Annotated in this window: 11 protein-coding genes and 1 tRNA gene; 5 read left to right on the top strand and 7 right to left on the bottom strand. The window is 56.0% G+C overall.

The features are described from left to right. Positions 1 to 36: 36 nt before the first annotated feature. Both BDE40_RS11825 and BDE40_RS11820 read left to right on the top strand, forming a co-directional pair. The gene (locus tag BDE40_RS11825; protein ID WP_134014771.1) at positions 37 to 519 is read left to right on the top strand and encodes an RNA pyrophosphohydrolase; all 483 of its coding nucleotides are present in this window, start codon (positions 37 to 39) and stop codon (positions 517 to 519) included. Between the two features lie 9 nt (positions 520 to 528). Further along, positions 529 to 1,002: a hypothetical protein gene (locus BDE40_RS11820; RefSeq protein WP_134014769.1), complete on the top strand. Its 474-nt coding sequence runs from the start codon at positions 529 to 531 to the stop codon at positions 1,000 to 1,002. A 62-nt stretch (positions 1,003 to 1,064) separates the two neighbouring features. On the opposite strand, the gene gltB is transcribed toward BDE40_RS11820, so the two are convergent. The 3 genes from gltB to BDE40_RS11805 all read right to left on the bottom strand — a co-directional run bounded on the left by gltB (position 1,065) and on the right by BDE40_RS11805 (position 7,979). Then, a complete protein-coding gene (gene gltB / locus BDE40_RS11815; RefSeq protein ID WP_134014767.1) occupies positions 1,065 to 5,603 on the bottom strand; it encodes a glutamate synthase large subunit in 4,539 nt (1,512 codons plus the stop codon). A gap of 138 nt (positions 5,604 to 5,741) precedes the next feature. Continuing rightward, positions 5,742 to 6,542 carry an alpha/beta fold hydrolase gene (locus BDE40_RS11810; RefSeq protein ID WP_134014765.1) on the bottom strand — a complete coding sequence of 267 codons (801 nt, stop codon included), beginning with the start codon at positions 6,540 to 6,542 and terminating at the stop codon, positions 5,742 to 5,744. 3 nt (positions 6,543 to 6,545) lie between these two features. Further along, positions 6,546 to 7,979 (bottom strand): NAD(P)-dependent oxidoreductase, encoded by a 1,434-nt coding sequence (locus BDE40_RS11805; protein ID WP_134014763.1) that lies wholly within the window; start codon positions 7,977 to 7,979, stop codon positions 6,546 to 6,548. Positions 7,980 to 8,189: 210 nt separating this feature from the next. Here BDE40_RS11805 and BDE40_RS11800 point away from each other — a divergent pair, with 210 nt between their 5' ends. After that, a complete protein-coding gene (locus BDE40_RS11800) occupies positions 8,190 to 8,993 on the top strand; it encodes an undecaprenyl-diphosphate phosphatase (RefSeq protein WP_134014761.1) in 804 nt (267 codons plus the stop codon). On the opposite strand, the gene BDE40_RS11795 is transcribed toward BDE40_RS11800, so the two are convergent. Then, a complete protein-coding gene (locus BDE40_RS11795) occupies positions 8,984 to 9,973 on the bottom strand; it encodes a complex I NDUFA9 subunit family protein (RefSeq protein WP_134014759.1) in 990 nt (329 codons plus the stop codon). The two genes, BDE40_RS11800 and BDE40_RS11795, sit on opposite strands and share 10 nt — an antisense overlap. A gap of 179 nt (positions 9,974 to 10,152) precedes the next feature. Between BDE40_RS11795 and BDE40_RS11790 the strand changes: the two genes are divergently transcribed. Continuing rightward, a tRNA-Leu gene (locus BDE40_RS11790) sits at positions 10,153 to 10,238 on the top strand. A gap of 87 nt (positions 10,239 to 10,325) precedes the next feature. Here BDE40_RS11790 and BDE40_RS11785 read toward each other — a convergent pair. Both BDE40_RS11785 and BDE40_RS11780 read right to left on the bottom strand, forming a co-directional pair. Continuing rightward, a complete protein-coding gene (locus BDE40_RS11785; RefSeq protein WP_134014758.1) occupies positions 10,326 to 10,895 on the bottom strand; it encodes a PIN domain-containing protein in 570 nt (189 codons plus the stop codon). 1 nt (position 10,896) lies between these two features. Next, a complete protein-coding gene (locus BDE40_RS11780) occupies positions 10,897 to 11,358 on the bottom strand; it encodes an excisionase family DNA-binding protein (protein WP_134014757.1) in 462 nt (153 codons plus the stop codon). A 521-nt stretch (positions 11,359 to 11,879) separates the two neighbouring features. Between BDE40_RS11780 and BDE40_RS11775 the strand changes: the two genes are divergently transcribed. Beyond that, positions 11,880 to 12,560 carry an SH3 domain-containing protein gene (locus tag BDE40_RS11775; protein WP_134014756.1) on the top strand — a complete coding sequence of 227 codons (681 nt, stop codon included), beginning with the start codon at positions 11,880 to 11,882 and terminating at the stop codon, positions 12,558 to 12,560. A 357-nt stretch (positions 12,561 to 12,917) separates the two neighbouring features. Here the strand turns inward: BDE40_RS11775 and BDE40_RS11770 are convergent, their stop codons facing one another. Beyond that, complete coding sequence (locus BDE40_RS11770; RefSeq protein WP_134014755.1) at positions 12,918 to 13,445, bottom strand: hypothetical protein; 528 nt, start codon at positions 13,443 to 13,445, stop codon at positions 12,918 to 12,920. Positions 13,446 to 14,022: the final 577 nt, after the last annotated feature.

Raw genomic sequence — 14,022 nt, 5'->3', positions numbered from 1 at the left:
GGAACGGGCGGGGGTCTCCCCGCCCTTCACAAAATTATGACCCCTGAAGAAATTTCCAAGCTTCCATACCGCCCCTGCGTGGGCGTTATGCTCGTCAATCAAGACGGTCTGGTCTTCGCCGCCCAGCGCATCGACAGCGATGTCGCGGCGTGGCAAATGCCCCAAGGCGGCATCGACGATGACGAAGACCCGCAAGACGCGGCATTGCGCGAGCTGGAAGAAGAAACCGGTGTTCCGGCTCATATGGTCAGCGTTGCCGGTCAGACCGAGGACTGGGTGCCTTACGATCTGCCCCATGATCTGGTTCCCAATATTTGGAAAGGCCGTTTCCGCGGCCAGCAACAAAAATGGTTCCTGCTCAGGTTCCAAGGTACAGACGCCGACATCAATATCGAGACCGAAACCCCCGAGTTCTCGGAATGGCGCTGGGTGGACACTGAAACATTGCTCGGCAATATCGTGCCGTTCAAGCGGGACGTTTACGCGAAAGTGATCGAAGCCTTTCGGCCGCTCCTGTAAGATCAAACCATGAATAAATATCTCACCATAACGGCCACGGCTTTCGCCCTCGCCGCCGGTCCCGCCAGCGCCTTGTCCTGCCTTCCAACGCACCCCGTTGCGGCATTTAACGCCGTGTCCGAGGCAAAAGAGAGCTTCGTCGTGCTCCACGGCGAGTTCGATTTCGACGTCAAAAAGGTGCCCGACGTGAACGCCCCACCCGTGGCGGTCAAGATCCCGACCCAGTTCAAAGGAAAGCTGCTGACATCCAACGGGTTCACTGACGAGGTTGATGTGGCAGTCACGCTTGCCCTGAATTGCGCGGGGCCTTGGTGCGCACGCGTCTCGCCAAAAACCGACTATCTCGCATACGTGCTGCAAACCGAGGACGAGCTGATCTTCAACGTAGACCCTTGCTACGCCTTTGCCTTCGCAAACCCCGAAGACAAGTACATCGAAGCGATCGAGCAATGCGCTGCAGGAAAAGACTGCACTCCGAAATAGTCCACACAACATAGCAAAAAGGGCGGGATCATCTCCCGCCCTTTTTTGTTGATGTGTTCCGGTTACTCGGCCGGTACGGCCTGCTTCTCATGGCTCAGCGGCACGGGAATATGGATCAGCATCTCTTTCGGGCAGATTTGCACGAAATTGGCTTTCTCTACGTCCCAGTCCTGCAAGATACGGGTCGCTTTTACACTGCCCGTCTCGCGCGCATGCTCCTCGACCAGATCTTTAAGCTGGGCTTCCCAATGATCCACGGTCACAGGGCAGGTCACCAGCGTTTCCATGTTCATCAGCGGGCCAGACTGACCGTCCGGATCGTACAAATACGCCATCCCGCCCGTCATACCGGCCCCGAAATTTGCGCCGATTGATCCAAGGATCACCGCCACACCACCGGTCATGTATTCGCAACCATTGGTGCCGCAGCCCTCGATCACCACCTTCGCTCCGGAGTTCCGGACGCCAAACCGCTCTCCCGCACGTCCGGCGGCAAACAGGTAGCCGTCAGTCGCGCCATAAAGCACGGTATTACCGATGATCGTATTGTCATCCGCCTTCAACGGGCTGCTTTGCGACGGGCGCACAACAATGCGGCCACCGGACAGACCTTTGCCGACATAATCATTGGCGTCGCCAAAGACTTCCAGCTTCAATCCCGGCGCGGCAAACGCCCCGAGCGACTGACCGGCAGAGCCGGACAGCTTCACCGTCAGATGGTCAGGCTGCAAATCGTTGCGCATCCCGAACCGCTGCACAATGTGGCTCGACGCCCGCGTACCTATCGTCCGAAGCGTGTTTTGCACGGCGTAAGACAACTGCATTTTCTCACCGTCTTTGAAGAACGGCTGCGCGTCATTTACAATCTGAGCGTCCAGCGTATCAGGAACCGCGTTCCGCTCTTTGGAGCGGTCGTAAACGATGCGATCAGCCCCGTCGACGGTGATCAAAAGCGGGTTCAGGTCCAGATCGTCCAGATGCGCAGAGCCACGCGAAACCTGCGTCAACAGATCAGCACGACCAATCACGTCATCCAAAGAGCGTGCACCAATCGAGGCCAGAATCTCCCGCACTTCCGTCGCGTAGAAGGTGATGAGGTTCACCACCTTGTCAGCACTGCCCGTGAACTTGTCACGCAACGCTTGGTCTTGCGTACACACGCCAACAGGGCACGTGTTCGACTGGCACTGACGCACCATAATGCAGCCCATCGCGATCAACGCCGCGGTGCCGATGCCGTATTCCTCGGCCCCCATCATCGCCGCCATGACAATGTCACGACCCGTGCGCAAACCACCATCGGTCCGCAAAGTCACGCGGCCACGCAGGTTGTTCATCGCCAGAACCTGATGCGCTTCGGTCAGACCCATCTCCCACGGAAGGCCAGCGTATTTGATCGACGTCGCGGGCGACGCCCCCGTCCCGCCATTATGGCCGGAAATCAGGATCACGTCAGCCTTCGCCTTCGCAACACCTGCCGCAATCGTGCCCACACCAGACGCCGCAACCAGTTTCACCGTCACCTTACAGCGCGGGTTGATCTGCTTGAGGTCGTAGATCAGCTGCGCCAGATCCTCGATGGAATAGATGTCGTGATGCGGCGGCGGTGAAATCAGCGTCACCCCCTTGGTCGAGTGCCGCAGCCGCGCGATCAAATCCGTGACCTTCATGCCCGGCAACTGCCCGCCTTCACCCGGTTTCGCCCCTTGGGCGACCTTGATCTCCAGCTCCTCGCAGTGGTTCAGATACTCGGCGGTCACGCCAAATCGGCCCGACGCCACCTGCTTGATTTTCGCAGACGGGTTGTCGCCATTCGGCTCCGGCACGAAATGCGCGGGGTCTTCCCCGCCTTCGCCAGAATCCGACTTCGCGCCGATCCGGTTCATCGCCACGTTCAGCGTTTTGTGTGCCTCTGGCGACAACGCGCCCAACGACATCCCCGGCGTCACAAAGCGTTTGCGGATGGACGTGATAGACTCCACCTCGTCCACCGAAATCGGCTCGCCCAGCGACTTGATATCCAGCAAATCGCGCAAGTGAATTGGTGGGTTCGCCTTCATCGTCTGGCTGTATTGCTTCCACATGTCATAGGACGCGCTGTTACAGGCCGCTTGCAGCATGTGCATCGTCTGCGCTTCCCAAGCATGTTTCTCTCCCGAACGGCGCGACTTGTAAAAGCCGCCGATTGGCAGAACGGCGGACTCGGCCCGCCATCCGGCTGAATGCACCTCCGACGCTTTTTTCTGAATGCCGGACACACCGATACCGGAAATCCGCGAATGCATCCCGGGGAAGAACTCCGCAACCATCGCGCGCGACAGGCCAACGGCCTCGAAGTTCAGGCCACCACGGTAGGACGAAATCACCGAAATACCCATCTTCGCCATGATCTTCAGCAAACCTTGGTCGATGGCATTGCGGTAACGCGCCACAGCTTCGGTCAGCGACCCTTCCAGCAAACCACGCTCGATACGGTCGGCAAGGGAGTCCTCGGCAAGATAAGCGTTAACCGTTGTCGCCCCGCAGCCTATCAAAACAGCAAAGTAGTGCGGGTCGATACATTCGGCAGACCGCACATTCAGCGAACAGAAGGTCCGCAACCCTTTGCGCGTCAGCCAGCTATGCACCGCAGATGTCGCAAGGATCATCGGCATGCCAACACGGTTTTCGTTTTGACCCTGATCGGCCAACACGATGTGACCCGCGCCAGAGCGCACGGCGTCCTCAGCCTCATTCCGAATACGGTCCAGCGCTTCGCGCAACGCATTCTGATCGCTATCCGCGTCAAAGGTGCAGTCAATCGTGACCATCTCGGCGTTGAACTGCTCGGTCAGCTTGTCGAACTGCGCGTTCCCGATGAACGGGCTTTCAAGCACAAGAATTTCCGTCTGCGACGAATCCTCGTCCAGCACGTTTTTGAGGTTCCCGAACCGCGTTTTCAGGCTCATCACGCGGAATTCGCGCAAGCTGTCGATTGGCGGGTTGGTAACTTGGCTAAAGTTCTGCCGGAAGAAGTGGCTCAGCGGGCGGTACTTCTTGGACAGCACCGCAGATGGGGTGTCATCCCCCATCGACGCAATCGCTTCTTTCCCGTCGTCAGCCATAGGCGCAAGTATCTGCTCCAGCTCCTCGATCGAGTACCCCGCCGCAATCTGGCGCTTGCGCAACTCGGCCCCTGTAAACAGCGGCTGCTCTTTTACATCCAGCGTGATTTCTTCCAGATCTGTGATCTTGCCGACCCATTCACCGAACGGCAGCGCCGCCGACATTTTGTCCTTCAGCTCTTCGTCGTGATACAGTTCGCCCTTGCCCATATGGACACCGATCATCTGACCCGGACCCAATGCGCCTTTTTCACGCACAGTCGCCTCGTCAAACGGCACCATCCCTGTCTCAGACCCGGCAATCAGCAAGCCGTCGCCCGTCACGGCGTACCGCATAGGACGCAGCCCGTTGCGGTCCAGACCCGCGCACACCCAGCGCCCGTCGGTCATCGCCAACGCGGCAGGGCCATCCCATGGCTCCATCACCGAGTTGCAGTAGGAATACATGTCCTGCCACGCTTTCGGCATCTCAACCGCCTGTTTGGACCAGGACTCCGGCACCAGCATGGTTTTGGCCATCGGGGCCGAACGGCCCGCACGCACCAACACCTCGAACACCGCATCCAAAGCCGCAGAGTCAGATGAGCCACCCGGCACAATCGGCTTGATATCTTCCGCGCGGTCCTCGAACGCGCCAGACGCCATGCGGATTTCGTGGCTCTTCATCCAGTTCAGGTTGCCCTTCAGCGTGTTGATCTCGCCATTATGCGCCAACATGCGGAACGGCTGCGCCAGCCACCATTGCGGGAAGGTGTTGGTCGAATAGCGTTGGTGATAAATGGCAAACGCAGACTCGAAGCGTTCATCCATCAGGTCGGGGTAAAACTCCGCCACCTGCTCCGCCAGCATCATGCCCTTGTAGATGATCGACCGGCACGACAGCGACGCCAGATACAGCGTCGGCACCTGTGCGGCCAACGCCGCCTTCTCGATGCGGCGGCGGATCACGTATAGCTCGCGCTCGAACTCCTCTTCCTCAACGCCCTTGGAGTTGGAAATCAGGATCTGCTCGATCTCGGGCCGCGTCGCGTTCGCCTTTTCGCCCAAGCAGGTGATGTCCACTGGAACGTGGCGCCAGCCATAGATGTTGTAGCCCATGCGCAGAACTTCGGTCTCGATAATGGTCCGGCAGGTCTCCTGCGCCCCGTGGTCGGTGCGCGGCAGGAAGACCTGACCGACGGCGATCATCTGGTCCTTCTTCGGCTTGTGGCCGGTGCGTTCGATCTGGTCGTAGAAGAACTCGACCGGAATTTGCACATGGATACCGGCTCCGTCACCGGTCTTGCCATCCGCGTCCACAGCACCGCGGTGCCAGATCGCCTTCAGCGCGTTGATGCCGTTCTCGACAACCTTGCGGGATTTCTTGCCGTCGATGGCAACGACAAGGCCCACACCGCACGAGGCATGTTCGTCCTCGTCGCGATACAGCGAGTTCTCCGCCATCCAGCGGCGCTTCTCTTCCTCACGGGCAACCCAAGCGTCATCATATGTGGTCATGGTGGAGGCTCCTCATTAGGGAATTATTCATGGAACGGGTCAGCACGCCTGACCCTGTAAGATTTTGAGCGGCGTCAGGTTGCCCGACAAAATGCCGACGCTTTGCCGACGCATCGCAGACAGTGATTTTGGCAGACTTCAGTCGCCAAATGACGTGGGGCGTTTCGGCTTTCTGCGACCCTTGAAATGCGCTTCCGCCATTGCGTAATCCGCATAATCCTCGCGCCGCAACCCGCCCGCGCGCTGCACCACTTTGCCAAGCCGTCCGGGTCGGTCGTTTATCGCGGCGACAACGATCTTGCGCAGGGTGTCTGCACCCTTGAGGTTGCCGACGAAATTGTGGTCCGCGCCCTTGAAGATATAGTGTTTGAGGTTCGGCGCAGTCGGAAACCGCTCCCAGTGCATTCGCTCGTCCGGCGTGTCGCCGTGAAACATATAGATCGGCACCGGCGGCTTCGGCAGCTTGTCCATCTGCTTGAACGGCCAGTTGGTGATCTGCTTGCGAAACCACCACCACCGCTTTTCCTCGGGCAGAACTTCGGGATGCACGGAATATTGCGGCGTAAAGCAGATGATCCGCGACAATGGCATTTTCCGCCCCAGGATCAACGCGTTGTAGGCGCCCATGCTGGTCCCGATTGCCATAACCTTGGTAATTCCGTGCGCCAGAACATAGTCGCTGATCTTGGTCAGAACCAAGTTCGCCATGCCCTTGGAATTCATCCAGCTGCGCGAAATATCGGTGATGCAAATCACGTGGTTGCGCCCGTTCTGCGAGGCCAGACCGACAAATTCCTTTGGCGGCCACTGGTCGCGCTCCGTCCCGACGCTGGTGAAACTGACGATCAAACGCGAACTCTCGCCCAATGCGGATTCGATCCGCAGCGGATGCTCGTCGTGCAGGAGGGTGAACTCCAGCAGTTTCTTTTGATCGCTCATAGATCACTCGGCGGCTACCTGCGCCGCTGCGTTGATTTGATCCATGATCGCCTCTGCAGCTTCGCGCCCGTCACGAATAGCCCAAACCACAAGGCTAGCGCCACGTTGAATGTCACCACAGGCGTAAACTCCCGGCAGAGATGTCGCATGAGTCTCGAAGTTTGCCTTCACCGTGCCCCAACGGGTAACCTCAAGCTCTGGAACACCCCAAAGCGTAGGCAGGGCTTCAGGCTCGAAACCCAGCGCCATGATGACAAGGTCGGCGTCTTCGACATAGTCAGCGCCTTCAATGATTTCAGGGCTCTGGCGGCCTGACGCATCCGGCGCACCCAGACGCATTTTGGACACCATAACACCTTCAACGCTATCGCCCGAAAACCCTTTGGGCGCTGAAAGCCAGACGAACTCGACGCCCTCTTCCTCGGCGTTTGCCACCTCGCGTTGCGAGCCGGGCATGTTGGCCTTGTCCCGACGATACAGGCATTTCACCGAGGTTGCGCCTTGGCGGATCGAGGTGCGCAGGCAATCCATTGCCGTATCCCCACCTCCGATAACAACCACGCGTTTGCCCTCGGCGTTCAACTCGCCGCTATCAAATTCAGGGACAGCATCGCCAAAGCTTTTACGGTTGGAGGCCGTCAGGAAGTCGATCGCGCGAACGATCCCCTGCGCCCCGACACCGGGGGCCGGAAGTTCGCGGGACTTGTAAACGCCAGTCGCAATCAGGATTGCGTCATGTGTTTTTTGCAACTCGGAGAACGCAATGTCCTCACCGACATTGCAGTTCATTTTGAACGTCACGCCACCTTGCACCAACTGGTCAACACGTTTCATCACGACGTCTTTTTCCAGCTTGAAGCCGGGGATACCGTAAGTAAGCAGGCCGCCAGCGCGGTCATAGCGGTCATAAACCGTGACCTGCACACCTTGGCGGCGCAGCATGTCCGCCGCAGCCAGACCACCGGGGCCAGCCCCGATGATGCCCACACTTTCCGCGCGCTCGTGCTTGGGCGCGGCAGGCTTCACCCAACCGTTTTCCCAAGCCGTGTCCGTGATGTATTTTTCGACCGCACCAATGGTGACAGTCCCATGGCCGGACTGCTCAATGACGCAATTGCCCTCACACAAACGGTCCTGCGGGCAAATCCGGCCACAGATTTCAGGGAAGGTGTTCGTTGCCTGAGAAAGCTCATACGCCTCCTGCAAGCGTCCTTCAGCGGTCATCCGTAGCCAATCAGGGATGTTGTTGTGCAGCGGGCAGTGCGACTGGCAGTAAGGGACACCACACTGGCTGCAACGCCCGGCCTGTTCCTCGGCTTTCGCGGTTGCGTACTCAGCGTAAATCTCGTTGAAATCATGTGCGCGTAGATCAGGGGGCCGCTTCTCCGGCATATCCCGCTCTACATTCACAAACTGCAACATGCGCTGTTTAGCCATTTAACTACTCCCAATCTGAGATGCCTCTGTAAATCGGCTCTAAAGGAAAGAAAAGTCACCCATGCTGACCTATTATTCATTTTTATCACTTAAGTACGAAAAATAGTACCCATCTAGCTTGATTTTATGTCAGCATTATTTACCTACTTATCTTCTTCTCATTTATTTCCCTGCGTTTAGGTTGAGGAAAACTGATTCGAGGCGCAGCTGTTGTCCCTATTCCAACTCATCCTAGTCGCGCTTATCCAGGGACTGACCGAATTCCTGCCCGTCTCGTCCTCAGGGCATTTGATCCTTCTACCCAGCCTGACAGGCATGGAGGATCAAGGCCAAACCATCGACGTCGCAGTCCATATCGGCACGCTCTTCGCGGTGATCATGTTCTTCTGGGCGGATGTCAGAATTGCCATTCAGGGTATCGGCCGCTTGGCAAAAGGCAAGGCGGACACCCCGGGCGCGCGGCTTGCTTTGCTCCTCGGGATCGCAACCGTTCCCGTCATTATATTTGGCCTAGTGCTAAAGCTCACCGGTCTTGACGAACTGCTGCGCTCCGTCGCCTTGATAGGCTGGACAATGCTCATTTTCGGGCTGGTGCTGTACTGGACCGACCAAAAGGGGGCGACTTCAAAAACAGCACCGGACTGGTCCAAAAAAGACGCGGTGATCATGGGGTTGTGGCAAGCCATTGCGCTTATCCCGGGAACATCCAGATCAGGTGCTGCAATCTCGGGCGCTCGCCAACTGGGCTATGCCCGAGAGGACGCGGCTAAACTGTCGATGTTGATGTCCATTCCAACCATCATCGCGTCGGGAGCAGTGCTGGGCTTGGAAGTCGTAGCGGACGCGAACATGCAACTGGCCAAGGATAGTTTGATCGCGGCGGTCTTCGCCTTCTTCGCAGCCCTTCTGGCGCTAAGCCTGATGATGCGACTGCTCAAGTCCGTCAGCTTCACACCATATGTAATCTACCGGATCTTCCTTGGGGTCGGGCTGCTGGTTTTCGCCTATTCGTGATTTGCCCGCAGGTTTTGGGCTGATTCCTTGATCGCATCATACTGACCCGACGGGCGGAAACGCCAAAGATAGTTTGGCAGGATCACTTCAAACGCGGTTGGCTCGATACCCAAATCCGCCAGCGTTTTCATATCTCCGGAAACTACATTGTCATTGGCAAGATTGCGCACCTGATCGCGTGTCAAAGGCCCTGCGATCAACCCGCCACTGATTGCACTCACGAAATCAAAAACGCTGCCCATGATACCCGCCACGAAAAACGGGATATTCACGATCATGCGGCGTCGACGCACAACATCCAACATCGTGTGCATCAGGTCGCGGAACGTCGCAACTTCCGGCCCGCCCAACTCATAGATACCCGGGGCCGCGTCACCCAAAGCGCCTTTAACGGCGGCCTTGGCAACATCATCCACATAGACCGGCTGGAACTTCGTATCGGCACCAACCACCGGCAAAACCGGACCAAAGCGCGACATCGAGGCGAAGCGGTTGAAGAACTCGTCCTCAGCGCCAAACACAATCGAAGGACGCAAGATAACGGCCTTCGGGAAGTGCTCCAGAACACCTTCTTCGCCCAAAGCCTTGGTTTGCGCGTAGACGCTGTCGCTATCCTTGTCGGCACCGATCGCAGAAATGTGGACGAGATGGCCAACGCCTTCCTCAGCCGCGATACGTGCGACGCGCTCCGCACCCTCATGTTGCACAGCGTCGAACTTGTTCTTGCCTGATGGCGCCAAAATACCCACGCAGTTCACAACTGCATCCGCGCCTTGCATCACCGCACGCACGGACTCGTCATTGCGAATGTTGCACAGGACAGGTTCAACCTGACCCACAACGCCGTAAGGTTTCACGAAGATCGCTTCATTCGGGCGGCGCACAGCCACACGGACCCGCCAGCCCTCTTTGGCCATGCGGCGGGCAACGTAGCGCCCGACAAAACCTGATCCGCCGTAAATTGTGACAAGCTTCGACATGGTATTTCCCTTCAAGGCTGGCTGTATTGGGTTTACCCAGCCAGTTTTCGCCAGACAAGGCGCTTTTCACCCTTCGGGCCCCACTCATGGAGATAATTCGCCACAAACATTCATTTGAACCACCGAATCCCGTTGACACCTGACATGTGCGGAACTAATCACCGCCCACCAATACCTGTGCCCAGGTGGCGGAATGGTAGACGCGCCAGCTTCAGGTGCTGGTGTCCGTATGGACGTGGAGGTTCGAGTCCTCTCCTGGGCACCAACTAAACCTAAATACTGTATCTATTACAGTGAGTTAGATTTATAATCCGACCGTGAGTCCACCTTTCAGGCCACCCTTGCTCTAACCTCAGATTAAGTCTGCGTATTTTGACAGGACATCTGCCGTCTGGGAGAGGCCCACTTGCTCCATACGCAGCAACAACCCTTTTGCGTCGAATTTTGGCGAATCGAACTGACCTCTCATTTTCCGAATTTGGGAAACGGCAGTTAGCTCGGAAACGGTGATGCAGTCCGAGAAGAACTGGTCAGCGGAAACAGCAACGGTATCAAACTCCGCAAGAATGTCCTTCGGGAAGTGCTTGAGATTATCTGTCACTATTAGAGCTGCTTGAGTTTGGATAGCTGCTGCAACAACGTGGCGGTCATCAAGGTCGTCTAAGTCAATTTGTGCAATGAGAGCGGCCCTCACCACGACTTCGGAATCTGGAAAACTCAGCTTTATCAGTTCGAGCTGGCGCTTCGCTTTTTTGGCGGGAATCCGTTTGGCAAGATTGCGTTCGAATTCATCCAAAATTTCGGATGACCAGGCAGGCCGATAGAGGTCGGCCTGCGCGAGACTCAAAGCGATATGCCTATGCAGCCCTCCATACAACACGTTCGCGTCAAGTACTGCCGTGAAGCGGTTGGGCATCACCATCTTAAATTAGGCCAAACTCGATGTCGTTCTTAGCCAACTCCTGCAGAGCTTTTTCGCGCTCATCATCTCTCACCTTCATGTACTGAAAGAGGTCTTTTGCCTTAACTCGTCGGTGCCTCCCAACCGTGTGAAAAACAATTTTATCGGTTTCCAGCAGCTTGATCAGATGCGGTCTCGATACGTTCAGGAGGTCCGCAGCCTGTTGGGTCGAGAGTTCAGCATCATGAGGTATCAAGTGAAAACCATGGCCATTCTGGATTAGACGCAGAACATCTAGGAATGTCTCGGCTATAGCATGGGTCAGGACGATTTGAGCTGGTTTGCCCTCCTTGTCCACTAGCGCCAAGCTGTTGTTACTGTTTGGGTCGTCAACGATTGAAGCTAAAACTTGCCTCAATTGCGAAGCAGCCTCAACGTCAATTTCGTTTGGAATGTGGTCTGCGAACGCCATGCTCTTTGCCATGTTAGCTCTCCCTTTGATACCGATATGGTGTCTATTCGAAATAAACGCAACGATTTGTTTTACACAGATTCGTTAAGTTATTGGAAAAGATTCATATTTTTTTCAGCTGGTTAACCAAAAGGCTTAAATATCACCTTTCAGTCAAAGACCCTCTGAAGGAACCTGAAATGTGTTCGTCAAGTGTTTTCATGCCAACATGTGGGGTCTTATCTGCATTGCTGCACCGCCATGTGGTGTCACAATACCTAAAGGCCTTCTCGAAGCAGACGTAGAAGTGCCTTCAAATCGGTAATGGTACTCGTTCTTATACCGTGGCGATGGTTCGGATTGTTGGAACCGCCTCCTGCGCCGTGAAGGCGGCAGACGGTCCATCCTTGCTTTGAAGAGCATTGGCAGCGCTGTCCTGTAGAACTGTTCGATTGGGTTCAGATGAAAATGAGAGTCGTTTTGCTTCTCGTTGCGTCCGATTGGCATGTCTGCTTTGAGTTCTCAAACTAGTACGGTTTTTTTTGGAGGGTGATATGATTTGTCGGTGGTATGCATTTCCTGTTTTGCTTCTTTTGTTTGGCATCACTTCAACAACATTGGCGTTTGCGGAGCCTGTTTTGCGATTTGGAACAGTATCAACAACTGAGCTCAATCTTCGACCACTGCCAGAAACAAGCAACACACCGATAGCGCGCCTGAAATCTGGCGACGTCGTTGCAATTCTCAAGGAAAAAGACGGATGGCTTCGCGTGCGCACGCTTGTTAGCCAACAGACGGGATGGGTCAGTTCCAGATATATCAGTACCACTGGGGGGACAGCCGAAAGAGAGCGTCCCGCTACCGTAGTTCCTAGACCAACGCTACGCCTTCCCGACCCTTTCTCAGTTAGAGTTACTGATTTTTCGTGCGATGAAGGCATTTTTGATGACGGTGGATACAAGGGGTGCTCGGTGGAAATGTCTGTCTCGATCGAGATACCGACTCTTTATGCCGCGTTCCTAAAAGACAGCATCGATCTGAGGTGCTCTACGACAGTGAAGTATAGAACTCAGGATGGTTTCATAGAGCAGACCAGTTACGAAAGTGGGTATGTTTATGTCAGCATCTACAACGGTAGCGGGTATGACTCTGTGACGATGGAGCATTCGTTCGGCTTGACCTTCGAGCCAGTTGTGCGCGCTCGTTTGGGAGAAGCCTCTTGTGATTTTTCGTAGCGCACGGCTCGACTGCGGAAGCAGCCGTCGGTGCAGTCCGCAGCATTGTGCAATAAAGACTAGAAAGTGGTCCTTCGATGCGAATAGCGTTTTCACTTCAGCCCATTGACTAGGTCACGTGCTTCTTTCCCAAGAAGTGATACCAAGCTACGCGCAGTTTCCATCTGCTTCGTTCGCATCCCGTGCCGATAGTTGGGATGTGCAACACCGGATGGTGCTCCACCCCCAGCGCCGTGCAGGCGGCAGACGTTCCACCCTCGCTTAGAAGGACACTTGCAGCGTTGGCGGGTGCTCTTGGCCATGGCGCGGCATCTGGGCGCTTCTCTGAGCCTCTGAGTGGGGTCTGTGGGGTTACCGTCACTTTTCATCGTCAACCCTCCCCCTGTGGCTGACTTCGCCGACAATGGCTTGCCCACCGCTCTCAACGTTCACACGCTCAACGCGCACCACTTGCTTCCCGGTGCTGCGATACCGCTTCAACGTGTCTGTCTGTGTCGAGAAAGTCCGCGCCAGCTTATTGACGGCGCGTTCTGCTGCGTCCTGTTGCTGTATGTTTTCGACGTGATTCAAGCGACGTGCCATCATCATTGTCGCTTGGTGGACCGCACCCATCTGTGCCAGAAGCAGTGCCTCTGTTGCATCTCTTGGCTTCATCGCTTCGACATAGCCTAGGACAAAGTTTGTGGCGTCTTGGTCCACGGATTTGCCATGAGAGCCAAGAATGGAAAGTTGTTTGATTAGGCCAGACACGGTTTGAGTGTGACCGACGGCTTTTGATATGACCCTTGAGCCTTCGACCTCTTCAATCGAGAGGCTGCGTTGGTCTTCGTTCCAAGCAAGGGAGACACTTGCCTCTCTTTTTGACTTCGTTGGTTCTTTGCTCATTCGGTCCTGACTATGGCTAGATGTATATATGTCCTGTTTTTTGGGACGCGCTGAAACGAGATTTCGCCTAACGCGTCACAATTTTTAGGACGGTTACTTCTGCTTGCCCCTGTTTGGACTGCTCACTGTCATAGTCACTAGGACGGGGTGTCCTGTTTTTTGTGGGGGGGTTTTGTTTTTGCTTCCATGACATGAACGCCTTTCGAGCTGGCCTCATGTCATCTGTTCGCAGTTCATCAAGCGCCCAAACAGACGCCTTGCCGATACCGGACGGCCCAAGATGCGGTGCTCGTGTCATGTGAATTAAGCCGCGCTCCTCTAGTTCCTGAAACCAAGGCCCGACGGTGTTGCGGTTCACATTGAGAGCGTTTGCTCCATCCCTGTGACTCAGAATGATGTGCCCGTTATTCGACCCATTGAAGCGCCGCTTTAGCTCGATGTAGAGCGCCCTAGGCCCGGGTCTAAGCGTTGCCCATGCCTCGGACGCCTGAAGCCACTCAGGAAGCTGGACATGACGCCCAGCCCCCTTCTTGTGGCCCTTGTAGGGTTTCCCTGCCATTAGCGGCCTCCACGTCCT

It is taken from the genome of Litoreibacter halocynthiae, assembly GCF_004365635.1.
In the GTDB taxonomy this organism is placed as follows: domain Bacteria; phylum Pseudomonadota; class Alphaproteobacteria; order Rhodobacterales; family Rhodobacteraceae; genus Litoreibacter; species Litoreibacter halocynthiae.
The sequence above is the reverse complement of the archived record's forward strand: the minus strand, read 5'-3'. Positions and strand labels throughout refer to the sequence as shown.